Origin of the sequence: Pseudomonas sp. IT-P2 (assembly GCF_949767575.1) — a bacterium.
Lineage (GTDB): Bacteria > Pseudomonadota > Gammaproteobacteria > Pseudomonadales > Pseudomonadaceae > Aquipseudomonas > Aquipseudomonas pharyngis.
In genome coordinates this window covers 59,688-84,398 of sequence record NZ_CATKQA010000005.1, presented here as the reverse complement: position 1 = coordinate 84,398, position 24,711 = coordinate 59,688, and the positions used below count along the sequence as shown (strand labels likewise).

The following is a 24,711-nucleotide window of genomic DNA, read 5'->3' as shown; positions in this document are numbered from 1 at the left end:
ATCAATTCGAGAGACGCGGCAGGATCAGATCCTTGAGATCGGTCAGCTTGCCATGAAAAAAGTGTCCGCATTCTGCCACTTTCAGCAGCTCATGGGGGCGCTGGAGTTTGTCAGACCAGTCGTAGACCAGCTGCGGATCGATCACTTCGTCGGTTTCCGGCTGGATCACGGTCAACTCGCCCTGCTGCGGCAGTTGATCCTGCTCGCCCAGGCGCATCACCGCCGGCGCGACCATGAACAGATGCTTGAGCTGAATGCCTTGGGCTTCGAGACGGCCGCCGAGACTTGCTGCAACAAATCCGCCGAAGGAGAAACCGAACAGGGTCAGCGGCAGATCCGGATGCTTTTCCAGCAACCAGGCGGCAGCGGCCTGGGCGTCGTCGACCTCACCAGTGCCCATGTCATGGGAACCTTCGCTGGCTCCGACGCCGCGATAGTTGAAGCGCAAGGTGATCAGGCCGGCGTCGCGTGCGGTGCGCTGCAGGGTCGAGACGACCTTGTTGAGCATGGTGCCGCCCTGCACCGGGTTAGGATGGCAGATCAACGCGATGCCGCGCGGCTGCTCGTTGTCGAGGTACAGGCTCTCAAGTTGACCCACCGGGCCATCAATCAATACAGGGGTTTCACGCATCAGCAAGGAAGGAACTCCGTGACCTCGGATCGGGTCGACTCGTCTAGCAAATTGTCTGTGCCAGTCTATTGCGAGTGAATCGCGGTATACAGCGCAGGTTCGAGCCGTTAACGTAAAGCAAAGCCGTTTATAGAGGAAGGACTCGTGGAACACTCGCTCTTAGTTTGGTTGTTACCGACTCTTGCCCTGGTTGTGGGTGTCGCCATTGGTTTCCTGATCGCTCGCGTTGCGCCGAACGCCGCGCCAAGCCGCACGCAGCGTCAACTGGATGATATTCAGGAACGTTTCGACAGTTATCAGAACGAAGTGGTAACCCACTTCAACAGCACCGCCAATCTGGTCAAGAAACTGACCCAGAGCTATCAGGAAGTGCAGGATCACCTCGCCGAGGGCGCCAACCGCCTGGCCCTGGACGAGCAGACTCGTCAGCGTCTGCTGGCCTCGCTGCATTCCGAAGCAGCACAGGCTCCACGGGAACGCCTGACGCCACCACGGGATCAGGAACCGCCGCGTGACTACGCGCCGAAGACCCCGAACTCGCCGGGCATGCTTGATGAGCATTACGGCCTGAAGAAGTAATCAGCCTTCGCGCCAACAAAAAGCCCCCGGACAATCACTTGTCCGGGGGCTTTTTTGTACCTGACGGTTACGGGTACTGCTGAACCGTGCCCGGTTGTTGCTGACCACCGTACTGCTGGCCCGGGATCGCCTTGAGGTTGACCTCGACGCGGCGGTTCTGCGCCCGGCCGTTGACGTCACCATTGCTGGCAATCGGATTATCCGGGCCGGCACCGCGGGCGCTCAGGTTGGCACCGCTGACGCCTTGCGAAGTCAGGTAGGTGGCCACGCTCTGCGCACGACGCTGGGACAGGTCCATGTTGTGCTGACGGCTGCCGGTGCTGTCGGTGTAGCCGACGATTTCGATCTGGTTCTGGTTGAACTCTTTGAGCGAGTTGGCCAGGTTGTTCAGCGGCTGATAGAAGCTGGAAGCGATGTTCGCCGAATCGGTGGCGAACGTGATGTTGCCCGGCATGATCAGCTTGATCTGGTCGCCCTGACGCTGCACTTCAACCCCGGTATTGGCCATGCTGGCGCGCAGTTTTTTCTCCTGCTGGTCGGCGTAGTAGCCGTAACCGGCGGCCGAGGCACCGACCACGGCCGCGCCAATCAGCGCACCCTTGCCGCGGTTGTTGTGGTCGATGGCGGCACCGGCCAGCGCGCCGGCCAAAGCACCGAGGCCACCGTATTTGGCGGTTTTGCTCATGCCCTGGGAGCCACCGTCGGCCTGACCCTGATTGTCATACGGGTTGGGCGAGGCGCAGCCGGACAAAACGGCCACGGCAGTAGCGACAATAATCAAACGACGCGTGGTGAACATGGAGTGCTCCTACATTTTGCATTCTGTGGTGCAGCGGACATTGGCAACTGGCCCGTGCGGGCGTTGGATCATGACAATGCACAAAAATTCCACTGGGCACCCGTGACAAAATGTTTAGGCACGCACAAACGGGTTCTCGCGCATTTCATCCCCCAGACGCGTATCCGGACCATGCCCGGCCACAACGGTCGCGTCTTCATCCAGGGTATACAGCCGCTGCTTGATCGATCGCACGATGGTCGCCTGATCGCCGCCCCACAAATCCGTGCGCCCTACTCCGCGACGAAACAACGTGTCGCCGGCTATCAACAGCTTAGCCTCGGAAAACCAGAAGCTCATGGAACCTGGCGTATGCCCCGGTGTGTGCAGCGCCACGCCACAGCCGCAGGCCAGCTCCTCGTCGTCGCTCAACCAGCGATCCGGTGACGGCACCGGGGTGTAGGGCACGCCGAACATCTGGCATTGCATCTCGAGGTTGTCCCACAGGAACTGATCCTCTTTGTGCAGGTGCAAGGTCGCGCCGGTCTTTTCTTTCATTTGCCCGGACGCCAGGAAGTGATCGAGGTGCGCGTGGGTGTGGATGATGCTGACCACTTTCAGGCCCAGAGCATCGAGCCGGGCCATGATCAGGTCAGGGTTGCCGCCCGGGTCGACGACGATGGCTTTTTTGGTAACTGGGTCACCGATGATCGTGCAGTTGCACTGGAGCGGGCCGACGGGAAAGGTTTCGCGGATGAGCGCGGGATTTGCAGCGGTCATGGGGGATCCTGAACAGAAATTGAAGACAACGCGCAGAGGCCGATTTCCGCCATTTTACGTTGTTGGCTCGCAGGATGCCGACACAGCGCAAAACAGCAGATTCAGTTCAACACCCCCAGCTCTTTCGCCCGCGCCACCGCCTGCGTACGCCGTTCCACACCCAGCTTGCTGTTGATGTGACTGGCATGGGTTTTTACGGTGTGCAGCGAGATGAAAAGCTGATCGCTGATTTCCTGGTTCGAACAGCCCTGCGCGATCAACCTCAGGACGGCGAGCTCACGGCTGCTGAGCGATTCGGTCGTCGTGGATTCCGCTGCAGGGCGAGCCGGCGCTTGGGGGAAATGTTCCAGCAATTGCTGACCGGCAGCTGTCGGTGCAGTCAGTGACAGTTGCCCGCGCAACCAGTCAGCATGCTCTTTGACCAGCACATCGAAAGGCTGCAGGACGCCCCCGGACGCAGCTTCCAGTGCCTGACTCAACGCCTTGCGCGCTTCAGGCTCGCGTCCGGCTGCCAGCAGCAACGCCACTTTTTGCGTCAGTGCCATCACGCTGAGCAGTTGCCGTCCGGTTTGCTGGCCGTTCTCCAGCAGCACGTTCAATCGCCCTTCGGCGAGCATCGGTTGCCCCTGTATGACGTCCAGCAACGCCTGTTGCAGTTCGACGTGCAGCGGCAGCTGTGGATGAAATTCCGGCGGTGCCGCCGCGCGTTCACCGGTGTAGGTCTGGCCCAGTCGCGCCAGCCACGCTTCGGCCAGATCGATGCGCCCTTGGGCCAGCCACAGTTCGCATTTGACCAGGGTGATCATCGCCAGGTAGTAGATTGGCGGCACGTCCCAGATATGCATAAGACGTTCGGCCTCAGCCAGCTCGGCGAAGGCCTTGGCGAAATCTCCATTGTTTCCGTCCAGACGGGCGATCACGCAATGGCCGATCAGCACGCTGATGTCACGACAGGCCCTTGCTTCAGTCAGACCCGCCTGCAATCGCGTCCTTGCCGCCTGCGGCTGCAGCCGCATGGCCAGCAGAAAACCCTCGTACAGCGTCAGTCGCGCACGCACGGCGTACAACCGCTGTGCGGACAAGCCGCGCAAGCGCTCCAGCCCTTGGTGCACTTCATCGAGCGCGCGCAGGATTTCGCCGCGCGCCTGCAGGACGCGGGCACGATCATAGTGCGCCAGCGCCTCGAACAAGGGATTGCCGACGCGCTGCGCCAGTTCAAGCGACTCACGGTTCAAGCCCCGTGCACGCCACAGATCACCATCGGCAATCGCAAGGTTGGACAGGGTCGACAGACACATCAGGCGCTGACCGTAACGCTTGGCCGGCAGGCTTTCCAGTGCCTCGCTGCAATACTCGATGGTCTGCTCGCGATGGCCCCGTCCACGGGCGATGATGCCTTTGAGCGCCAGCCATTGGGCGAGCATCGACTTCTGGGCGGTTGCCGATGGCGCCGGCAGAAACCGGCTCAGGTGACTGGCAAGTTCTTCGGCCGCGTCGAGTTGACAGGCCAGCCCCAACGCCCAGCTGTACAACACGATCAGGCGCGGGGTGCTGATCAGCAGGCTGTCAGGCAAGTCCATTTTCCAGCGCAGCAGCATGCCGACGTTCTGCTCGGCCAGCAGTTGTTCCTCGGACAGGTTCTGTACCAGATTGGCTGCGACATCCAGATGCCCCGCGCGCAGGGCCTGCTCCACCGCTTCATCCAGCAGGCCCTGGGCATTGAACCAGCGGCACGCGCGCAAGTGCAGCGTGGCGGCCGGGACTATCGCCCGGGTGATCGGCCGACTGCGCAACAGATCGGAAAACAGATGGTGATAGCGATACCAATGACCGTGCTCGTCCAGCGGCACCAGAAACACCTGATGCGCCAGCAGGAAACGCAGGATTTCGGCACTGTCGTGGGCTTCGCGCACAGCATCGCAAAGCTCGCTGCAAAAGCGCTCCTGCGGTGCGGTGTCATAAAGAAACGCCTGCACCTCGGCGGGCAGGCAGTCGATGACTTCCTCCAGCAGGTATTCACGGATCAGCCCTTCCCCGCCGTTCAAAGCCTGCGGCAACGCCGATTCGGTACCTGCTTCAGAAATCGCCAGCAACCAGAATCGCAACCCCGCCACCCAGCCCTCACTGCGCTGGATCAGGTTTTCCAGGGCTTCGCCGCGCAAGGAGCTGCTGTGGCGATCGAGTAACGTGAGGGCTTCGTCGTGGGTCAGGCGCAGATCCTGCTCGTGCAGTTCCAGCAACTGCCGGGACAGGCGCAGACGGGCCAGATGCCAGTCCGGGCGCTGACGGCTGGTGACCATGACCAGCAGACCATCGGGCAAATGGTTGAGGAAAAATTGCAAGCAACGATCGAGGACCGGCCCTTGGGCGAGGTGGTAATCGTCGAGTACCAGCAGCAGCGGTGAGGTCGGTAGCAGGTGCAGTGCCAGCTCATCGAGCAAGCCGTCGAGCCATTCTTCGAAGGCGAACGGCTGATGACGCTGGCGCATTTTCAACAAACCGAGTGCACGGCTGCCGAGTTCGGGAAAGTAGTCCTGCAGTCCCTCGAGCAAGCGTTCGAGGAAGCGTCCCGGGTCACTGTCGCGGGCGCTCAGGCCCAGCCACAGACTTTGCCAGTGCGCCGGCAAACTCTGGCAGAACTCCACCGCCAGCGAACTCTTGCCAAAACCGGCCGGAGCGCTGACCAGCAACAGGCGCCCTCCGAGCCCCGCACTCAGGCGCTCGCACAAACGGGGTCGCAGCACGTAGCCATCGGGTAGCGGCGGGCGAAAAAAACGCCCGTCCAGTGCCGCGACGGCAACGCTTGCGGGACCCGGAAGTGGGGACAGATCAGTCATGGCCGGCTCTTGTTCGTATGGCTGTTGGCGGCGTAGCAGATGTCCGCAGACTAGCCTTAAACGGAGCGGTTATGAAGGTCGTTGCTACAAATGGCTACAAAAAGCCTACGGAAAAACTGATAGCAAAAAAAACGCCCCGAACCAGTCGGGGCGTTTTCACGAGGATGCGGCCTCGATTTACAGGAGCTTAGCGAACACCATCCTGACGCAGGGCGGCCGGGGTGAAGTCGCTGGTGGTGGCGGTGAAGCCGAAGTCATACGCCGACTTCTCTTCGTTCTTCATGCCCAGCGCCAGATAACGGCCGGATTGCAGATCGTAGAGGGTTTCCAGGGCATACCACGGCACTTGCTTGTCGTAGTAGTTCTCGGCGTGCGCTTCGGCGACGCGCCACAGTTGGCCACGACCGTCGTAGTGGTCGATGACAGCGGCTTGCCAGGTGTCTTCGTCGATGAAGAAGTCACGCTTGGCGTAGATGTGACGCTGACCTTCCTTCAGGGTTGCGGTCACGTGCCAGACGCGACGCAGTTCATAACGCGCCAGATCCTGGTTGATGTGCCCGGCCTTGATGATGTCGGTGTACTTGAGTTTCGGATCGTCGAGCTTGTAGCTGTCGGAGGCGATGTACATCTCCTGCTTGCCCACCAGTTTCCAGTCGTAGCGATCCGGTGCGCCGTTGAACATGTCCAGGTTGTCGGAAGTACGCAGGCCATCCGCCGCAGTACCCGGGCCGTCATACGACACTTGCGGTGCGCGACGCACACGACGCTGACCGGCGTTGTAGACCCACGCCGAACGCGGTTCCTTCACCTGGTCGAGGGTTTCGTGCACCAGCAGCACGCCACCGGCCAGACGTGCCGGCGCGGTCACTTTCTGCTTGAAGTAGAACAGGATGTTGCCCGGGTTCGCCGGATCGTAATCCTTCATCTTGTCGCGGAACACGAACTGATCCTGGAAGTACACCAGACTGAACGAGCCGTTCGGTTGCGGCGTGGCCTGGGTCACCAGACGCGTCACGCTGCCGCCGCGATAGCGGGTGATGTGGTTCCAGATGACTTCCACACCGGTTTTCGGAATCGGGAATGGCACGGCGGTATCGAAGTTTTCCAGGCCGTTGCCGCCCGACACCAGGGTCGTGGTGGTGGCGTTCTTCTTGATGGCTGCGAACACGGCATCCGGCACGGTGGCACCGCGATGGGACGGATAGACCGGCATCTTGAAGGTGTCGGGATAGCGCTGGAACATCGCGTACTGGCCCGGCGCGAGCTTGGCCTTGTACTGATCGACGTTCTGCTTGGTGATGGTGAACAGCGGTTTCTCACTGGCGTACGGATCGGACAGGAAGCCTTTACTGTCGACGGTGCCGGCATTCTTCGGCATCGGTTTCCAGGCCGGGATCGAACCGTCGGCGTTACCGGCCATTTCGGCGCCCATCGGGGTCAGGCTCTTGCCCAGCTTGTCCGCTTCGGCGGCAGGCACCGCCGCCATGACGCCGGTCGCCAGCAGCGACAGGCTCAGAACACCGGCGTGGAACAGACTCTTTGTTATTTTCATAAATTCGTTCGTCCTGAAATGCAGTGCTTAGAAGTTCACGCCGAGGCTGAGCGCCACGAAATCGCGGTCATCCACGGTGGTGTACTTGCCGTCGAAGAAGTTGGTGTACGCCAGGCTCGCGGTGTAGGTGTTCTGATACTCGGCATCGACGCCCAGACTGACGGCCTTGCGACCTTCCTCGAAGTTGCCGCCAGGGCCTGGCGAGTAGCCGCTGACGTCGTGGGACCAGGCCACGTTCGGCTTGAGGTTCACACCGGCGAAGACATCGTTGTATTCCCAGATCGCACGGCCGCGGTAGCCCCAGGACATCGACGTGGTGAAACCGTCGTTGTCGCAATTGCGGCTGCGGTTGTTCTGCGGCGAACCTGGTCCGGCGCCGTTGATGGTGCCGTTGTTGAGGATGTTGACGCAGGTATTGGTGGTACCGGTGGCTGGCAGCTCGCCCGGGCCATAGACCGGATCGCGGCCATAGCGCTTGTCGGATCGGCTTTCGAGGCCGCCCACGTAAGTCATGCCCACTTCACCCACGAGGGTCAGACGGCTGGCGCCCATGACCTGATCGAAGAAGTGCGTGAAGGTGGTTTGCAGTTGAGTGATTTCCTTGCGCTCGTAGCCATGCAGATCCTGACCCGGCACGCCATTGAGCAGCGATGCGTTGGCGTAAGGGCCACCCAGCGGACGCACGCCGGCGAACAGGATGTCGGTGGAGTTCAGTTGCACCGGTGCATTCGGGCGATAGCTGATCTCACCGCTCCACGCCGTACCGGTAGGCAAGGTGGTGGAGAAGCTCAGACCGTAGAGGCGGATGTCTTCAGGGTATTCGACGAAGTACTTCGAGTTGCCCGCGACCAACAGTGGCCCGAGCGCCTGAAACGGGCCTGGCAATGCGGCTACGGTGTTGTACACCGACTGCGGCGCACCGGTGGCACTGAAGATCGGCGCCCGGCTGTGGTAGTTCATGAAATAGGCACCGAATTCGGTGTCCAGCGGTTCGAACATGTACTTGAGGGACGCGCCCCACTGGCCGCTGTCGCGCGCATCGCGATCGCCGCCGCGCGGCACCAGCACGCCTTCTTCATTGACGTTGACGCCGTTGGCCGCCAATGGCCCCAGGGCAATGGCCGGGATCTGCGAGCGCTTGTTCAGCACCCGCAGGTTGTCGGTGCAACCGTCGGCAATGATGTCCGGCTGGGAGAAGAACGTACCGCAGTTGTCGACGACGGTCTGGTCCCACTCCAGCTGATAGAAGGCTTCTGCCGACAGGTTGTCGGTCAGGCTCTGGGACACGTAGAACATGTTGACCGGGATCAGGCCTTCCTTGATCTCTGCGCCCGGACGACGGAAAGCGGAAACGTCGATCGGGTTGATCGAGTTGATGCCGCCGCCGATGAAGGTACTTTCACCCCAGCTCACCACCTGTTTGCCCAGACGCACGGAGCCCGGCTGATCGGCAATCGCGTAGTTGTGGTAGACGAAGGCGTCGAGGATCTGACCGCCGGCGGACTTGGCGCCTTCCTTGCGGTTGCTGTCGCTGATGTCCTTGAACTCGCGGCTCTCGTCCTTCAGTTCGAAGTCGTACCAGTATTTGCCTCGGACGAACACGCCGGTGTCGCCGTATTTCAGTTCGAGGTCATGGATGCCCTTGAAGATCTTCGAGAAGGTTTCGCCGCTCTTGAAGTTGGCATGGCCGTCGTCGGAAGTCTGGGACAGACCGTGACCGCCGTTGTTGACGCCGATGAGGTTCTTGTTCGGGCTCTGGGTGGACCAGCTGGCACCGATCGACAGGGAGGAGTCGAACTGGCCTTCGATTTCACCGACGTTGAAACTGACGCCGAATGCGGGCCCGGCGAGCGAAGAAGCAAGACTGACGGCCAGAGGCAGCTTTGCCCGGCGCCAGAACTGGTTTACTGAGGTCATCGACGCTACTCCATGTGCATTATTGTTATGGCAGTGAGTACTTTTAAAAACGCCTGAAGGACCGGGTGCCAGAGGCTTCCCGAAATCGCTTCAATGTTGCATCGCCCCGTTTGTGCGTGTGCCCCGTTCTTAAAAATCCTTGAGCGGACTATAGCCAGCAGGTGGTACTGCTTGATCCCTCTAAAGTGTGATTTGCAGCTGCCGGCCACTCTGGAACAGTCCTTTCGCCAGTCCGACACATGTCGGCACGGCAAGGATGGCTGAAAATTCGAATTTCACAAGCCAAGCGCTTGCTTGGTGGGTCTGGCGCGCCGTTTTCGGCGCGCCAGCGGACGCTCAGAGCGTCGAGAGGAAGGTGCTGTTGTTGGCCTGCCATTCGGTGATGTCGAGGCGGATGCGCTTCTTGTCGAGCTTGCCGACACTGGTCTTGGGAATTTCAGTAACAAGCGCGATCTGGCTTGGTATCGCCCACTTGCTCAAGTGCCCCAGTTCAACGAACGGCTTGAGGTGTTCCTTCAGCTCGCGCGCCCCGATGGCGTGACCTTCACGAACCACCAGCAAGGCAAACGGACGCTCGCCCCACTGCGGATCGGCGATCCCCACCACTGCTACTTCACGTACCGCGACGTGACGACTGATCAGGTCTTCGAGGTCCAGCGAGGAGATCCATTCGCCGCCGGTCTTGATCACGTCCTTGATCCGGTCGCGGATGTCGATCACACCCATGGCGTCGAGCGTCGCCACGTCGCCTGTGTGCAGCCAGCCGCCGGCCCACAGCTCGGCGCCCTTCTGCGGTTCGTTGAAATAGCCTTCTGTCAGCCACGGTGCGCGCAGTACCAGTTCGCCCTGGGTCTCGCCGTCGGCCGGGAGAAAATTGCCTTCGGTATCGACGATCGCCGCTTCGACCAATGGCCCCGGCACGCCGGCCTTGATCCGATAGGTGGTGCGCTCGTCTTCGGTGCCCGCCATCAACTCATCATTCAGATGCGCGCACGAAACCAGTGGCCCGGTTTCCGACATGCCGTAAGCAGCCGTCAGCTGAATGCCTTTGCTCTTGGCCGTTTCATACAGCGTGCGGTTCAGCGCACTGCCGCCGATGACGATTTTCCAGCCGCCGAAATCGGTGCCCTGCGCGCCCTTGGCATTGAGCACCATCTGCAGGATGGTCGGCACGCAATGGGAGAACGTGACCTTTTCCTTGCGCCACAACTCGACCAGGAATTCCGGGTCGTAACGCCCCGGATAAACCTGCTTGAGCCCGAGCATGGTCGCCACATACGGCAGACCCCACGCATGCACGTGGAACATCGGGGTGATCGGCATGTACACGTCGTTGGTGCCCAGCAGCCGCACGCTGTCGATGGCGCCCATGATGGTCGACACGCCCATGGTGTGCAGCACCAGTTGCCGATGGGTGAAGTACACGCCTTTCGGATTGCCGGTGGTGCCCGTGGTGTAGAACGTGGTGGCGACCGAGTTCTCGTCGAAATCCTGAAAGTCGTACTGCGGACTCGCGGCCGCCAGCAGTTGCTCGTACTCGCCGACCAGATTCGGCAGATCGGCGGTTTTTTCCGGCAGATCGGTCAGCAGCAGGGTTTTCTCCACCGTGGTCAGGTGTGGCGCAATAGCCTGGTACAGCCCGACGAACTCGCTGTTGACCAGCACGAAGCGGTCCTCGGCGTGGTTCATGGTGTAGAGGATCTGTTCCGGCGACAGGCGCACGTTGATGGTGTGGATCACCGCGCCGATCATCGGAATCGCAAACATGCACTCCAGGTATCGATGGCTGTCCCAGTCCATCACCGCCACGGTGTCACCGGCCTTGACCCCGGCCGCCGTCAGTACGTTGGCCAGCCGCGCGACCCGCTCGATCAGGGTCGGGTAGCTGTAGCGCAGCTGGTCACGGTAGATGATCTCGCGGGTTTTCTCGTAACGGGCACCGGACATCAGCAGCCGTTTGATCAGCAGTGGATACTGGTACGCCCCTTCGGCGGGCGGAATGACGCGAGTCTGCAACATAAGAATCCCTTTTCTGACTGCACGGTGTTGGCTTTGGAGTTTCGTACTCTAGAACCGTTATACGTCAGCCAAATCAGCCAAAGGAATGATTTGCAGAGCCGTACAAATGCTAGCTTTGCGCCAGCATTTGCCGAAACAGATGACAGCGCAGAAGGATCAATGCATCTCGGTGAACGCGAGTTTCACGCCGATGGCGATCAGCACCGCGCCCATGGTGCGGTCGAACCAGTGGCCCATGCGGGCGAAACCGGCGCGCACGCGCTGCTGGCTGAACAACATCGCTACCAGGCAGAACCAGGTGGCGGTCGCGGCGGCCAGATAAATGCCGTAACCGGCCTGTACTGTCAGCGGTGTGTGCGGGTTGATCACCACGGTGAACAACGACAGGAAGAACAGCGTGGCTTTCGGGTTCAGGCCGTTGGTCACGAAACCCGAAGTGAACGCGCCACGTGCGGTGCGCTCGCCGGCCTCTTTGTGCAGATCATCGGTCACGGTTTTCGCCGGTTGCGCACGCAGGGCCTTGAAGCCGATGTACAGCAGGTACGCGGCCGCCGCCCATTTCAGGGCGTTGAACAACACGATTGATTGGGAAACGATCAGGCCGATCCCCAGCAAGGAATAACCGACGTGCAGGAAAATCGCCGTGCCCACGCCCAACGCGGTCCAGGTCCCGGCGCGTCGACCATGGGTCACGCTTTCACGCACCACCACGGCAAAATCAGGACCGGGGCTGGCGACGGCCAGCAGGTGAATCAGGGCAACGGTCAAGAATTCGGTCCAGTACATGGGGGCTCCTTTCGGCCAAGCGTAACGAGTTGTTTCATCTGGTAGGCTCGGCAGATTACGCCTTCCCTTCAAAGCACGACAGGTACAGTTGATGACGAACGCCCACCGCGCCGTATTCCTCGATCACCCTTCGCTGGATCTTGGCGATCTCGATCTGAGCCCTTTGCGTGACTGCTTCAGCGACCTGCAACTGTTCGCCCAGACGCTGCCTGCGCAAGTGAGCGAGCGCCTGCAAGGTGCAACCGTGGCGATCAGCAACAAGATCCTGATCGACGCCGCCGCCATGGCCGCCAACCCACAGCTGAAGCTGATCCTGATCACCGCCACCGGCACCAACAACGTCGATCTGGCCGCCGCCCGCGCCCACGGCATTACCGTGTGCAACTGCCAGGGTTACGGCACCCCGTCGGTGGCGCAGCACACGATCATGCTGCTGCTCAACCTCGCCACGCGCCTGGCCGATTATCAGAAAGCCGTCGGTGAAGGTCGCTGGCAGCAGGCGAAACAGTTCTGCCTGCTGGACTACCCGATCGTCGAGCTGGAAGGCAAAACCCTCGGCCTGCTTGGACACGGCGAACTCGGCGGCGCGGTCGCGCGTCTGGCCGAAGCCTTCGGCATGCGCGTGCTGCTGGGACAGATTCCGGGGCGCCCGGCTCGTCCGGATCGCTTGCCGCTGGAAGAATTGCTGCCGCAGATCGACGCTCTCACCCTGCACTGCCCGCTCAACGAACACACTCGGCACTTCATCGGTGCCCGCGAACTCGCCTCGATGAAACCTGGCGCGTTCGTGGTCAACACCGCCCGTGGCGGGCTGATCGACGAACAGGCCCTGGCCGACGCCTTGCGCAGCGGTCATCTGGGCGGCGCGGCCACCGATGTGTTGAGCGTCGAGCCGCCGACCAACGGCAATCCGCTGCTGGCTGCCGATATCCCGCGCCTGATCGTCACCCCGCACAACGCCTGGGGCAGCCGCGAGGCGCGGCAGCGAATCGTCGGCCAACTGGTGGAAAACACCCAGGCGTTCTACAGCGGTAAGGCGCTGCGGGTCGTCAGTTGATAAACTGCGGCACTTTTTTTCACAGGAGCAGTTATGGATCCGCGCAGTGAAGTACTGCTTCGTCAGGCCGAGTTATTCCAGGGTTCGGTGTTGCTGGCCGGTTTGCCTGCCGATGATCTGCTGGGGCGCCTGCCCGAGGCGTTTGGCTGGTGCTGGCACGCCGGCGACCAGGCTGCACTCGATGCGCGCTTCGAAGGGCGCAGCCATTTTGGCGTGAACGTGCCGGAGCGCTCGTTCGACACGGCGGTGGTGTTCCTGCCCAAGGCCAAGGACCTGACCGATTACATCCTCAATGCCGTGGCTTCGCGTCTGGCCGGGCGCGAGGTGTATCTGGTCGGGGAAAAACGCAGCGGTATCGAAGGCGCCTCCAAACAGCTCAACCCGTTCGGCAAGCCGCGCAAGCTCGACAGCGCGCGCCATTGCCAATTGTGGCAAGTGACGGTGGCCAACGCTCCCGAAGCCAAACCGCTGGAAAGCCTGGCGCAGACCTACGAACTGCCGCTTGCCGAAGGCCCGTTGAAAGTCATCAGCCTGCCGGGTGTATTCAGCCACGGCCGACTGGATCGCGGCAGCGCCCTGCTGCTGGAACATCTGGACAAACTGCCGAGCGGCCATCTGCTGGACTTTGGTTGCGGCGCCGGCGTGCTGGGTGCGGCGGTCAAGCGTCGTTACCCGCACAATCAGGTCACCTTGCTCGACGTTGATGCCTTCGCTGCCGCCAGCAGCCGTTTGACCCTGGCGGCCAATGGTCTGGAAGCCGAGGTGCTGACCGGTGACGGCATCGACGCCGCGCCGATGGGTTTGAACGCGATTCTGAGCAACCCGCCGTTCCATGTCGGTGTGCATACCGATTATTTCGCTACCGAAAACTTGCTACGAAAAGCGGCCAAACATCTGAAAAACGGCGGCGAACTTCGCTTGGTTGCCAACAGTTTCCTGAAATATCAACCGCTGATCGAAGAGCATCTCGGGGTCTGTGCGATCAAGGCCGAAGGCAATGGATTCCGGATTTACCGGGCCAAGCGCGGCTGAAAATTAGCACTTGCCGAATGGATTCCGCCTAGGCAGAATCCGCTCCGTCCTAGGGGAGTAGTCTCCCACGAGCGCCATGCTCGTCCGGCATACGTCAACATACTTGATCCTCAGATCATGGCGTATGCGACCCAAGCGTCCGCAGCAGACGGATCGCAGGGTTTGACAAGACCTATGACACGCACACCTTACCCGGGGCGGGAAGGCTGTACGTGTCATAGCCGTGTCGACCCGCCCCTTAGGAAATCCTGATGCTGGACTCGTTACTCGTTCCCACCGCAATCGTTGCCTTGGCCGAAATCGGCGACAAGACGCAACTGCTCGCGCTGATTCTCGCCGCTCGCTTCCGCAAACCCTGGCCGATCATCGCCGGTATCGTAGCTGCGACCCTGGCCAACCACGCGGCAGCCGGTGCGGTCGGCGCCTGGTTCGGCAGCTTCTTCTCCGATTCGGTCCTGCACTGGATTCTCGCCGCGAGCTTCGCCGCCACCGCCCTGTGGACGCTGGTGCCGGACAAGATGGACGACGATGAAGCCAGCACCGCCCGCAAGTTCGGGCCATTCCTGACCACGCTGATTGCGTTCTTCCTCGCGGAAATCGGTGACAAGACCCAGATCGCTACCGTGATGCTGGCGGCGCAATACCCGGAGCTGTGGCTGGTGATCATCGGCACCACGGCGGGCATGCTGATCGCCAACGTGCCGGTGGTACTGGCGGGTAATTTTGCAGCGGAAAAACTGCCGCTGACCCTGATTCGTCGACTGGCGGCCTCAGCGTTCCTGATCCTGGCGATTGTCGCTGTATACAAGGCGATGCAGAGCAGCGGCTGGGTTTGATCCGGCAGATCGCTCCCGCACCGAGTGCGGGAGCGATCATGGTTTCAGGACTTGGGCGCTTTCTCGTAAAGCGGCATGACCTTCGGAATCGCCGCCTGCAACGCAGCCGTGCGGCTGCTGGAAGACGGGTGAGTGCTCATGAACTCCGGCGGCGCGCCTTCAGAGGCCTTGCTCATCTTGTCCCACAAAGTGATGGCGGCGTTCGGGTTGTAACCGGCACGTGCAGCCAGCTCCAGACCGATCAGGTCGGCTTCGTTTTCGTTGGCGCGGCTGTTGGGCAGCGTCATGCCGTAGTTGGCCACGGTGTCGGCCAGCGCCAGGCTGTCCTGACCCAGGCCGAGCAACGCACCGGCGCCCTGCTTGGCCATTTCGATGCCATAGGCCTTGGACATCGCTTCCCGACCGTGCTCGCGCAGGGCGTGGGCGATTTCATGGCCCATGACTGCGGCGATTTCATCGTCAGTGAGTTTCAGGCTGTCGATCAGCCCGGTGTAGAAAATGATCTTGCCGCCAGGCCCGCAGTTGGCGTTGAGCTCGTCGCTCTTGATCAGATTCACTTCCCATTTCCACTGCGCCGCATCCGGACGGAAGTTCGGTGCCTGGGCAATCAAGCGGTTGGCAATCGCCTGAACACGCTTGGCATCGTTGCTGGTCTTGTCCAGCACGCCTTTGCTGGACGCCTCGCCCACGGTCTTCTGATAGGACTGGGCATACATCTGGTCGACCTCTTGCGAGGACAGCATGCTGAACATGTACTGCTTGCGTTCCACGCCCACGGCACCGCCGCTGGTGGTGTTGACCGACTGACAACCGGCCAGCAACAGCGCTGCGCTCAGTGCACTTACAACCAATGTCTTGTTCATTCAAAAGCTCCCTGAAAACCTGTCGCGTATCCTAGGCGGGTAATTGTATCGGCGCCAGATACAACGGACGTGATGCACCTGTTTTCAGAACACGCCCGCCAACCCTGCAGGAAAAATTCACATCCACCGCCGAGCCCGCTGCAACTGCGTCGTGCACTGGTCCATTTGCGACATCCGGCTGTAATCACTTGCTCCGCACCTCATGGCGCAATCGTGGCTGCCGATACAACAGCGCAGACGTCCTCTCGCGTGCGGAGCTCCCATGAAGTTCAAGTCGATCCAGTTTTCCGTGGCCGCCCTGGCCGGCGCCATCGTACTCAGCGTGGTCGCCGCGCTAGTGCTGTATGCGCTGTTCTCCGGTGCCCGCACCCAGGAAATGGTCCAGCAACGGACCCAGGCCCAGTTCGAGCAAGTCATCGAACAGCGCCTGACCTCGCTGGCGCAGACTCAGGTCAGCCAGATCCAGCGCGAACTCGAAGCGCCGCTGCTGATTGCCGGCGGACTGGTGCGGGTCAACGCCCTGCTCGGCACACCGGGCGCCGACGGCCAGCCGCGACTGTCCGTCAGCCGTGAGCAACTGATCAGCCTGATCAAGGAAAACGTCGAGAAGAATCCGAAGATTCTCGGCACTTACATCGGCTGGGAAAAAAACGCACTGGATCACAATGACGCGGCCTACGTCGGCACCCAGGTTGTCGGGATTGATCCTGGCAACGGGCGCTTCCTGCCGTGGTGGTTTCGCAATGACGACGGCACCCTGGGCCTGGACAAACTGGTGGACGTCGACGACCAGAAAGTCCTGTCCACCGGCGTGCGCGCCAGCGAGTACTACCTGTGCTCGAAAGAAACCAAAAAATCCTGCGTGATCGATCCGGCCCCGTACAAGGTCGGCGACAAGATCGTCATGCTCGCCTCCTTTATCGAACCGATCATGCTCAACGGCGCCTTCCAGGGCATCGTCGGCGCCGATCTGTCGGTGAACTTCATCCAGGAAATGCTCCTGAGCGCCAACCAGAAACTGTACAGCGGCGCCGGGCAAATGGCCCTGATCGGCGGCAACGGCCGGATCGTCGCCTACACCAAGGACACGAGCAAATTCGGCGAGAAGGTCAGCGACATCCTCGACGCCCAGCAGATTGCCAACATGGCCAATCTCAAGCGCGGCGAAGTGACGTACACCGTCAATAAAGAGCAAGGCCGGATCGAGTTGTACCTGCCATTCGGCATCGGCCAGACCGACGCACGCTGGACGCTGATGCTGCAACTGCCGCTCGACGCGGTGATGGCCGATCTGCAAAAGCTCCAAGGCGACCTCGACGCCCAGCGCAAATCCGACACCTTCGGCATGGCCATGGTCGGTCTGATCATTGCCGGCCTCGGCCTGCTGGTGATCTGGCTGGTGGGCCACGGCATCGCCCGTCCGCTCAAACAGATGGTGACCATGCTCGATGACATCGCCCAGGGCGAAGGTGATCTGACCCGTCGTTTGACCAGTGATCGCAAAGACGAACTCGGTTCAATCGCCAAAGGTTTCAATACCTTCCTCGCCAAATTGCAGGGGATGATCACGCAGGTGGTGTCGTCGGTGCAGAGCGTCAGCGATTCCTCGGAGCACACGGCGGACATCGCGATCCGTACCAATATCGGCATTCAGAAGCAGATGGCCGAGATCGATCAGGTCGCCACCGCCGTGCAGGAAATGACCGCCACCGCGCAAGACGTGGCACGCAACGCGACCCAGGCCGCGCAAGCGGCCAGCCACGCCGATCAGGCAGCCAGTCAGGGCATGCAGATCGTGCGCGACACCTCCCATTCGATTGGCGTGCTGGCCGTGGAAATCGGCAAGGCCGTGGACGTGGTGCAGACCCTGGCCAAGGACAGCGAAAACATCAACGCGATCCTGATCGCCATTCGCGGGATCGCCGAGCAGACCAACCTGCTGGCCCTCAACGCGGCGATCGAAGCGGCCCGTGCTGGTGAACAAGGACGCGGTTTTGCGGTGGTGGCCGACGAGGTGCGCAACCTGGCACAGAAAACCCAGAAAGCCACCGAAGAAATCCAGAGCATGATCCAGCAACTGCAACAGGGCACCCGCGATGTGGTGCGGGTCATGGAAGACAGCCAGAACCGTACAGACGAAAGCGTGCAGCACGCGGCCAAGGCGGCCGAAGCGTTGGAGACCATTACTCAGGCGGTATCGGTGATCAACGACATGAACACCCAGATCGCCAGCGCTGCCGAGGAACAGAGCGCGGTGGCCGACGATATCAACCGCAACGTGATCAATATCGGTCAGGTGGCCAATGAGGTGGCCGGTGGTGCGGATGAATCGAGTTCGGCGAGTGCCGATCTGACCAAACTGGCGGAGCAGCAGCGGCGGTTGATCAACCAGTTCAAGGTCTAGCCGACAGTGATCGTTCCCACGTCGAGGCGTCGAACCGTCCGCGTGGGAATGCCTCAACGGACGCTCCGCGTTCGGCTCTGGATCTGGGGCGCGGAGCGCCCCGGGCTGCATTCCCACGCGGAGCGTGGGAACGATCGAAGGTCTGACCGATCAGGCCGGGGTCAGGCACTCCGGCCCGTTGAGCTTCGGATCATTGACCAGGTTCGCCAGCACCCGCTCGCGCAGGGCGGCAGGTTCACTGGCGAGCAGGCCTTGCAGGACATGCAACGGCGTTTCAGGATCAAGCCATGCCGCCTGCCCCGCCTCATCGAGAATCAACGGCCGGCGCTGACTGGCCGCCGACTGAGTGATCACCGCCGTGCTCAGCCAGACTTGTTCCTGCACCGGATACGCCTCCCAGATCGCCGCAAAAAACAACGAAGCCCCCTCTCCCGGTGTCAGCCAGTACGGCCGCTTGCGCACGTTGCCGCGCCATTCGTAAAACCCGTTGGCCGGCAGCAGACAACGACGCAAGCGCAGGGCTTCACGGAACATCGGCTGTTCGGCGACGGTTTCGGCCCGGGCATGAGCCGGCGTGCGCGACATGTCGGTCAGCCACGGCGGTGTCAGCCCCCAACGGGCACGGGCCAGCGTGCGCTGGCCGCCGGGTTCGGCGCGCAGCATCAACACCGAATCGTTGGGGGAAATGTTCCACTGCGCCTGCTGATCGGCAGGAAAACCTGGCAGGCTCGCGAAATCGCGGTTCCAGCGAAACAGGGCATAACGTCCACACATGGGGCAGCACGACTCACAAATAAAACGAACGCCAGCCTAACAGACCAGCGTCCCGGGATAGCTGTCCGGTTCATCGCCGGGCAGCGGCAGCGCGGCATTGTACGCACTGATCAGCTCACGGGCGTATTCGGCCTGGTCGTTATCGACCGACAGGCCCAACAGGCCAAAGATCGGCAACTCGCCCGTGCCGCCCAGCAGATCGCGCCCGACCAGATGCGCCTCGATGCCCTCGCTGGCGAGCATACCCTTGAGCATCTCGCCTTCCATCAGGTTTTCCGGTTCGTAGATTCGCTGCATGGCCGCGCCTCACTCGTTTTCGCTGAAGACTTCCAGAAACCAGTCCTCTCCATGGACCTGCAACACAAAGGTGATCGGCCGACAACACACCTGACAGTCTTCAATATAGGTCTGGTCGCCACCGGAGAGATCCACCGTCGTCTCGACCTCTTCACCACAATACGGACATTCATATAGTGCGCTTTCCAGCATCGCGGTCTCCCGGGTGACTTGTGCGTATAATCGCCGGTCTATTTGCAGGGCTATTTTTGTCTGGCTACTTTTTCAGACCGTGCCCCGTTGGTTTTCGATCAAAACCTTTACTTACCCTAGCCGTTTCCAACAAGAGAGCATGATGGGCGAATTCGATGCCATCCGACCTTACGACGACAGCGAAGTACCTGCGGTACTGGCGCGACTGCTCGGCGACAAGGCGTTTCTAGATATCCTCACCCACTTCCGCTTCCCGCGTTTTGCCGGTGCCTTCGGCTGGATGCTCAAACCACTTATAGCCCATCGGCTGCGTCGTGAGTTTGCCGACGTGACCTCCGTGGCCACTTTGCAGGACAAGGTCGAGTTCTACGTCGATCACACCATCGAGCGCGCCACCGACGGCGTGACCTACACCGGTGTCGAGCAATTCAAGTCCGGCAGCGCTTATCTGTTCATCGCCAACCACCGCGACATCGTGATGGACCCGGCCTTCGTCAACTACGCCGTGTACCACGCCGGCTTGCCGACGCCGCGCATCGCGATTGGCGACAACCTGCTGCAAAAGCCGTTTGTCAGCGATCTGATGCGTCTGAACAAGAGCTTCATCGTGCACCGTTCGATCACCGGGCGCCGCGAGAAAATGGCCGCGTATCAACTGCTGTCGGCGTACATCAACCACTCGATCCGCAACGATTGCGCCTCGATCTGGATCGCCCAGGCTGAAGGCCGCGCGAAGGACGGCGACGACCGTACCGAGTCTGCGATCCTCAAGATGTTCCACATGAGTCGCAAGGACGAGCCGTTCGGCGAAGTCATTCAGTCGCTGAACCTGACCCCGGTGTCGATCAGCTACGAATACGACCCGTGCGATCAGGCCAAGGCCCGCGAGCTGTACATCCGCGCCACCACCGGAACCTACAGCAAGGCGCCGGGCGAGGATGACGTGAGCATCGCCAAGGGCATCACCGGCTACAAGGGCCGGGTGCACGTGAACTTCGCCGCGCCGATCACCGAGCTGTTCGAAGACACCAAGCAATTGGCGGTCGAGATGGACAAGCAGATTCTCGGTGGCTACCGGTTGTTCCCGGTGCATTACCTGGCGTACGCGCAGTGGGCCGATGCCGATCCGCAATTGAACGTGCCGAAGGCTGCCGAGGTGTTTGGTGCCGAGGAACTGGCCAAGGCCCAGGAAGAATGGCGGAGCCGTCTGGACGCCTGCCCCGAGGAGCATCGTCCGTATCTGGTGCTGCAATATGCGACGCCGGTGCGCAATCAGTACCGGGTCAAGGCTGGACTGCCGCTGTAAGCGGTGTCGGCTGGATACAAGAACGGCGCCTTCGGGCGCCGTTTTTCGTTCAGAAGCGGGTACTGATCCAGGACACCAGCAACGCCAGGCCCAGGCAGGCAAAACCGAAGCGGTAGAAGAAGCGGTTCATGCGCAGGGTCGCCCAATCGAGCACCGGCTCCCGATCGGGTTGGTTCTGGCGCTGGGCTGCGATACTGGCCATCGCCCTTTGTTCACGGCGACGGGTCGCGTGCAGCAGCCAACTGCCGGGAAAGGCCAACAGCAGGGCCAGCAGATTGATCAGTTTGGCGGGATGGGCGGTAAACAGCGTCATCAAGTGCAGCGACATCACAGACCTCAATCTAAACCGGTATGGCGAGCGCCAGACCGACGACCGCGGCGCGGATTCTACCGGAACCCTCCCCGCCAACCCCAATCTTTACGACAAATAACCCCACAATCGACCGATGGCTGTCCTGTGTCACGGCATCGTCATTTGTTTCAGTCACCCTGCGCGCCTCGAAACCGACACGGAACGCGACATGCTTCACGCTGAAAACCAGGATCGCCTGTACCTCATCTCTCCGTCCGACGAGCAGCAAGCCCTCGTCGGCAGCCTGGCCTTCAATGTTCAGGACCGCCACTGGCTGGTGTATTGCGCCCTCGGCGGCCATCAGCACGCGGACTTGCCCGAGACTGATTTGCTGACCGGCGTCAGCGTTCTCGACCTCTATTCACAAGCCGCCTGAACGAAAAAGCCCGGAGCCATCACTGGCCCCGGGCTTTTTCACATCAACCGAACACTTACTCGGCGAGGACCTGACCCACGGTCGGATCCTTGAACAGACGGGTCAGCGCATCGCTCAGCACGTCGCTGACCAGTTTGGTGTTGGTTTCCTGGTTCGGCGCCATACCGAAACGCTGGTCCAGCGAGGCACCGTAACGGCCGCTGTAGCGACGGTTGGCGTTCTGCACGTCGGAGCGGAAGGTGGCGCCGATGGTGGCTTCGGTCACGTACATGCCTTCCTTCGGCGACTGGTATTTCAGTTCGGCCAGGGTCACGGTCAGTTGCGGTGCATTGGGCGCGTTGTTGGTCGGGGTGAACCCGAGCAGACGCACGGCGGCTTCAGCCTGGGCCTGCAGCTTCGGCAGGATCTGCTCGCGCTGCACGGTGATGGCGCTGGTTTCCGGGTACAGGCCGCCACGGGTGCCGAGGGTTGGCGACGGACGACCGTCGACGACGCGAACCACGACAGGCTGGCCGTGGCCGACCGGTGCCAGCTGAGTGGTCAGCTTCGGTTCCGGGCTCAGTTGTTGCGGGCTGTGGGCGCAGCCAACCAGGGTCAAACTGGTCACAGTGATCAAACCGAACAACAGGCGTTGCAACATGCTCTTCTCTCCAGAATCAGGCACAGACAGGCCGGCAGTATAGCGGTGGGCCACTGTGGGTCACCAGCACTGAAATCTCTGACAAAACCCGCTGCCAGCGGTTCCTGTCACACATTCGTCACCCCCCATACACGTGCGCGTCACGGCCCTTTGCCAATCTTGCTCACAGATCCCCAAAAGGAGCACTGCCATGCGCTATCTGATCTCGTTGTTCGCCCCCCGCCCGCTGCACCGCAGCTTCGCCCTGCTCGACCGCAACGGCCATTGCCAGGCCTTCAAGCAATGCAGCCTGCAACCGATGGGTGATGGCTGGGTGGAAATCGAGGAAATCCGTCTCAACTGGCTGCACCAGCCACTGCCCGCCAGCGCCCGGGTCGAACAGCAGCGCCCACGCGCACGGGCTCAGGCGATGTTGAGCATCTGACCGGATGCCTAATAAAAGTCATTAAACTCGACCAACTCCGCGCATTTCTTCGATACAATCTCCCCCCGATTATAAGGACGTCTCCTGATCGGGCCCCGCAACAGCGTCAATGCGCTTGCATTGGCATCCAAATCGCCCACAGAGAGCCGCCCACACAGATCGAGTGAAGCTGGCGTGCTTGCTGTTTCCCTGGCAAATCCCGCTTTTCGCGAATCTGCAGAGCTGTCATGACGCTCGGCCACTGAGTTGTTTGCCCCTCCGGGCACGGTGCCAGCCCCGGACAGCCCTTTTTGAGGTTCACGTCTTCAAAAGAGCGTGAAAAAAACGGGTTTTCACAACTTCACAAGAGTGTGGCGAGCAAATGAATAGTTTTGCGTCTGAACATGCACCATTAGCGTCTGAAACAGCCCAACGACACAGGAACGGGAACGCCTCGACTACCGGAGCCTGAAGCCTGTCCGCTACGGATTTGGTTGCACAAACGGATGTCTCGACCATAAGTCGAATTGCCAGCCCCGTGCCGAAATGAGTTCATGGGACTCTTGAAGCCAGGCCGCACGCATCCGTCGAAGTTGCGAAAAATTGCGAAGATTCGGACATGGCACACCTGACCAAGGATACCCGGGGCTCAACTGACCTGCCCTGGACGCCTGGCAGCCATGCCGACAATTTGGTGCTGCAGATTTTGGAGACGCGTTAAATGGCGCATAACGAAGCAGTCGACGTAGTTCTGGTTGGGGCCGGCATCATGAGTGCCACCCTCGCAGTACTGCTCAAGGAACTCGACCCGGCGATCAAGCTGGAAGTCGTCGAGCTGATGGATTCCGGTGCCGCGGAGAGTTCCAACCCATGGAACAACGCCGGTACCGGCCACGCCGGCCTGTGCGAGCTGAACTACACGCCGCAGGCTGCCGACGGCACCGTCGACATCAAGAAAGCCGTGCACATCAACACCCAGTTCGAGGTGTCGAAGCAGTTCTGGTCGTACCTGACCAGGAAAGGCACGTTCGGCTCGTGCAAATCCTTTATCAGCCCGGTGCCGCACCTGAGTTACGTCGAGGGTGAGCAAGGCGTGTCGTTCCTCAAGGAACGTTTCAATACGCTGCGCAAGCACCACGCCTTCGCCGACATGGAATACACCGAAGACAAGGCGAAGATGACCGAGTGGATGCCGCTGATGATGCCGGGTCGTCCAAAAGACCAGGTACTCGCCGCCACCCGCGTGATCAACGGCACCGACGTCAACTTCGGCGCCCTGACCAATCAGTTGCTCAAGCACCTGACCAGCGCCCCCGATGCCCAGGTCAAGTACTGCAAGCGCGTGACCGGCCTCAAGCGTAACGGCAATGGCTGGACCGTCAGCATCAAGGACGTCAACAGCGGCAGCAGCCGTGAAGTCGACGCCAAGTTCGTGTTCCTCGGCGCCGGTGGCGCGGCCCTGCCGCTGCTGCAGGCTTCGGGCATCGAAGAAAGCAAAGGCTTCGGCGGCTTCCCGATCAGCGGCCAGTGGCTGCGCTGCGACAACCCGGAAGTGGTCAAGCATCACCAGGCCAAGGTTTACAGCCAGGCCGCCGTGGGTTCGCCACCGATGTCCGTGCCGCACCTGGACACCCGCGTGGTCGACGGCAAGAAATCCCTGCTGTTCGGGCCATACGCCGGCTTCACCACCAAGTTCCTCAAGCATGGCTCCTTCATGGACCTGCCGCTGTCGGTTCGCGCCGGCAACATCGGGCCGATGCTGGCCGTGGCGAAAAACAACATGGACCTGACCAAGTACCTGGTCAGCGAAGTGATGCAGTCGATGGAACAGCGCCTGGAATCCCTGCGCCGTTTCTACCCCGAGGCGAAAGCCGAAGACTGGCGCCTGGAAGTGGCCGGCCAACGGGTGCAGATCATCAAGAAAGACCCGAAAAAAGGCGGCATCCTGCAGTTCGGTACCGAACTGGTGGCCGCGAAGGACGGCTCCCTCGCCGCCCTGCTCGGCGCTTCGCCGGGTGCTTCGGTGACCGTTTCGATCATGCTGGAACTGATCGAGAAGTGCTTCCCGGCCAAGGCCAAGGGTGAATGGGCTGCCAAACTGGCGGAAATCTTCCCGGCCCGTGAAAAGGTCCTGGAAACCGACGCGGCGCTGTATCGCAAGATCAACACGCAGAACAACATTGCGCTTGAACTGGTGGAAGAAAGCAGCGAGACCCCAAGCTTCGCTTGATATTGCGACATAAAAAACGCCCCGCACTCAGTGAGTGCGGGGCGTTTTTTTATGCCTTGGGAACGCCGCG

General features: G+C 61.1%; 23 protein-coding genes, 1 pseudogene and 1 riboswitch. Of the genes and pseudogenes, 10 read left to right on the top strand and 14 right to left on the bottom strand.

The window, feature by feature from the left end; translation table 11 throughout:
* Position 1: 1 nt before the first annotated feature.
* Positions 2 to 631, bottom strand: coding sequence for an alpha/beta hydrolase (locus tag ACM6JM_RS04060; protein ID WP_103387040.1), 630 nt, complete (start codon positions 629 to 631; stop codon positions 2 to 4).
* 144 nt (positions 632 to 775) lie between these two features.
* Here ACM6JM_RS04060 and ACM6JM_RS04055 point away from each other — a divergent pair, with 144 nt between their 5' ends.
* Positions 776 to 1,210 (top strand): YhcB family protein, encoded by a 435-nt coding sequence (locus ACM6JM_RS04055; protein WP_039766275.1) that lies wholly within the window; start codon positions 776 to 778, stop codon positions 1,208 to 1,210.
* Between the two features lie 67 nt (positions 1,211 to 1,277).
* Here the strand turns inward: ACM6JM_RS04055 and ACM6JM_RS04050 are convergent, their stop codons facing one another.
* The 7 genes from ACM6JM_RS04050 to ACM6JM_RS04020 all read right to left on the bottom strand — a co-directional run bounded on the left by ACM6JM_RS04050 (position 1,278) and on the right by ACM6JM_RS04020 (position 11,879).
* Positions 1,278 to 2,009 carry an OmpA family lipoprotein gene (locus ACM6JM_RS04050; RefSeq protein WP_007956806.1) on the bottom strand — a complete coding sequence of 244 codons (732 nt, stop codon included), beginning with the start codon at positions 2,007 to 2,009 and terminating at the stop codon, positions 1,278 to 1,280.
* Between the two features lie 114 nt (positions 2,010 to 2,123).
* The gene (locus ACM6JM_RS04045) at positions 2,124 to 2,768 is read right to left on the bottom strand and encodes an MBL fold metallo-hydrolase (RefSeq protein ID WP_074690994.1); all 645 of its coding nucleotides are present in this window, start codon (positions 2,766 to 2,768) and stop codon (positions 2,124 to 2,126) included.
* Between the two features lie 101 nt (positions 2,769 to 2,869).
* A complete protein-coding gene (locus tag ACM6JM_RS04040) occupies positions 2,870 to 5,605 on the bottom strand; it encodes a LuxR C-terminal-related transcriptional regulator (protein ID WP_039766279.1) in 2,736 nt (911 codons plus the stop codon).
* Positions 5,606 to 5,792: 187 nt separating this feature from the next.
* Positions 5,793 to 7,157, bottom strand: a complete 1,365-nt coding sequence (locus tag ACM6JM_RS04035; protein ID WP_039766281.1) for a DUF1329 domain-containing protein — start codon at positions 7,155 to 7,157, stop codon at positions 5,793 to 5,795.
* A gap of 27 nt (positions 7,158 to 7,184) precedes the next feature.
* Complete coding sequence (locus ACM6JM_RS04030) at positions 7,185 to 9,074, bottom strand: DUF1302 domain-containing protein (protein WP_039766283.1); 1,890 nt, start codon at positions 9,072 to 9,074, stop codon at positions 7,185 to 7,187.
* A gap of 336 nt (positions 9,075 to 9,410) precedes the next feature.
* Positions 9,411 to 11,093 carry a fatty acid--CoA ligase gene (locus ACM6JM_RS04025; RefSeq protein WP_085668174.1) on the bottom strand — a complete coding sequence of 561 codons (1,683 nt, stop codon included), beginning with the start codon at positions 11,091 to 11,093 and terminating at the stop codon, positions 9,411 to 9,413.
* Between the two features lie 156 nt (positions 11,094 to 11,249).
* A complete protein-coding gene (locus tag ACM6JM_RS04020) occupies positions 11,250 to 11,879 on the bottom strand; it encodes a LysE family translocator (protein ID WP_074690992.1) in 630 nt (209 codons plus the stop codon).
* Between the two features lie 91 nt (positions 11,880 to 11,970).
* On the opposite strand from ACM6JM_RS04020, the gene ACM6JM_RS04015 reads away from it, so the two are divergent.
* The 3 genes from ACM6JM_RS04015 (at position 11,971) to ACM6JM_RS04005 (ending at position 14,804) form a co-directional block, all read left to right on the top strand.
* Positions 11,971 to 12,936 (top strand): 2-hydroxyacid dehydrogenase, encoded by a 966-nt coding sequence (locus tag ACM6JM_RS04015; protein ID WP_102716909.1) that lies wholly within the window; start codon positions 11,971 to 11,973, stop codon positions 12,934 to 12,936.
* A 33-nt stretch (positions 12,937 to 12,969) separates the two neighbouring features.
* The gene (locus tag ACM6JM_RS04010) at positions 12,970 to 13,968 is read left to right on the top strand and encodes a class I SAM-dependent methyltransferase (RefSeq protein WP_064599344.1); all 999 of its coding nucleotides are present in this window, start codon (positions 12,970 to 12,972) and stop codon (positions 13,966 to 13,968) included.
* Positions 13,969 to 14,008: 40 nt separating this feature from the next.
* Positions 14,009 to 14,131: riboswitch (yybP-ykoY riboswitch) on the top strand.
* 88 nt (positions 14,132 to 14,219) lie between these two features.
* Positions 14,220 to 14,804 carry a TMEM165/GDT1 family protein gene (locus ACM6JM_RS04005; RefSeq protein WP_007956837.1) on the top strand — a complete coding sequence of 195 codons (585 nt, stop codon included), beginning with the start codon at positions 14,220 to 14,222 and terminating at the stop codon, positions 14,802 to 14,804.
* Between the two features lie 44 nt (positions 14,805 to 14,848).
* Here the strand turns inward: ACM6JM_RS04005 and ACM6JM_RS04000 are convergent, their stop codons facing one another.
* Positions 14,849 to 15,667 (bottom strand): M48 family metallopeptidase, encoded by an 819-nt coding sequence (locus ACM6JM_RS04000; protein ID WP_039766290.1) that lies wholly within the window; start codon positions 15,665 to 15,667, stop codon positions 14,849 to 14,851.
* A 202-nt stretch (positions 15,668 to 15,869) separates the two neighbouring features.
* Between ACM6JM_RS04000 and ACM6JM_RS03995 the strand changes: the two are divergent.
* Positions 15,870 to 17,213, top strand: a pseudogene (locus tag ACM6JM_RS03995) (HAMP domain-containing protein); the annotation flags it as partial.
* 15 nt (positions 17,214 to 17,228) lie between these two features.
* Complete coding sequence (locus tag ACM6JM_RS03990; RefSeq protein WP_371916411.1) at positions 17,229 to 18,071, top strand: methyl-accepting chemotaxis protein; 843 nt, start codon at positions 17,229 to 17,231, stop codon at positions 18,069 to 18,071.
* 150 nt (positions 18,072 to 18,221) lie between these two features.
* On the opposite strand, the gene ACM6JM_RS03985 is transcribed toward ACM6JM_RS03990, so the two are convergent.
* Genes ACM6JM_RS03985 through ACM6JM_RS03975 form a run of 3 tightly spaced genes read right to left on the bottom strand, consistent with a single transcriptional unit; the run spans position 18,222 to position 19,334 of the window.
* A complete protein-coding gene (locus tag ACM6JM_RS03985; protein WP_085668177.1) occupies positions 18,222 to 18,845 on the bottom strand; it encodes an SOS response-associated peptidase in 624 nt (207 codons plus the stop codon).
* Between the two features lie 36 nt (positions 18,846 to 18,881).
* Positions 18,882 to 19,142 carry a putative signal transducing protein gene (locus ACM6JM_RS03980; protein WP_011335895.1) on the bottom strand — a complete coding sequence of 87 codons (261 nt, stop codon included), beginning with the start codon at positions 19,140 to 19,142 and terminating at the stop codon, positions 18,882 to 18,884.
* A 9-nt stretch (positions 19,143 to 19,151) separates the two neighbouring features.
* On the bottom strand, positions 19,152 to 19,334 hold the full coding sequence (locus ACM6JM_RS03975; RefSeq protein ID WP_020799766.1) for a CPXCG motif-containing cysteine-rich protein: 183 nt from the start codon (positions 19,332 to 19,334) through the stop codon (positions 19,152 to 19,154).
* A 142-nt stretch (positions 19,335 to 19,476) separates the two neighbouring features.
* On the opposite strand from ACM6JM_RS03975, the gene ACM6JM_RS03970 reads away from it, so the two are divergent.
* Positions 19,477 to 20,640, top strand: coding sequence for a 1-acyl-sn-glycerol-3-phosphate acyltransferase (locus ACM6JM_RS03970; RefSeq protein WP_170844873.1), 1,164 nt, complete (start codon positions 19,477 to 19,479; stop codon positions 20,638 to 20,640).
* Between the two features lie 49 nt (positions 20,641 to 20,689).
* Here the strand turns inward: ACM6JM_RS03970 and ACM6JM_RS03965 are convergent, their stop codons facing one another.
* Entirely contained in the window at positions 20,690 to 20,968 is a 279-nt protein-coding gene (locus ACM6JM_RS03965) for a hypothetical protein (protein ID WP_039766296.1), read from the bottom strand.
* 193 nt (positions 20,969 to 21,161) lie between these two features.
* Between ACM6JM_RS03965 and ACM6JM_RS03960 the strand changes: the two genes are divergently transcribed.
* A complete protein-coding gene (locus ACM6JM_RS03960; RefSeq protein WP_064599352.1) occupies positions 21,162 to 21,368 on the top strand; it encodes a hypothetical protein in 207 nt (68 codons plus the stop codon).
* A gap of 55 nt (positions 21,369 to 21,423) precedes the next feature.
* On the opposite strand, the gene ACM6JM_RS03955 is transcribed toward ACM6JM_RS03960, so the two are convergent.
* Positions 21,424 to 22,008, bottom strand: coding sequence for a YajG family lipoprotein (locus ACM6JM_RS03955; protein ID WP_007951676.1), 585 nt, complete (start codon positions 22,006 to 22,008; stop codon positions 21,424 to 21,426).
* Positions 22,009 to 22,198: 190 nt separating this feature from the next.
* On the opposite strand from ACM6JM_RS03955, the gene ACM6JM_RS03950 reads away from it, so the two are divergent.
* Positions 22,199 to 22,432: a hypothetical protein gene (locus ACM6JM_RS03950; RefSeq protein ID WP_039766297.1), complete on the top strand. Its 234-nt coding sequence runs from the start codon at positions 22,199 to 22,201 to the stop codon at positions 22,430 to 22,432.
* A gap of 700 nt (positions 22,433 to 23,132) precedes the next feature.
* Positions 23,133 to 24,641 carry a malate dehydrogenase (quinone) gene (gene mqo, locus ACM6JM_RS03945; RefSeq protein ID WP_414881367.1) on the top strand — a complete coding sequence of 503 codons (1,509 nt, stop codon included), beginning with the start codon at positions 23,133 to 23,135 and terminating at the stop codon, positions 24,639 to 24,641.
* Positions 24,642 to 24,711: the final 70 nt, after the last annotated feature.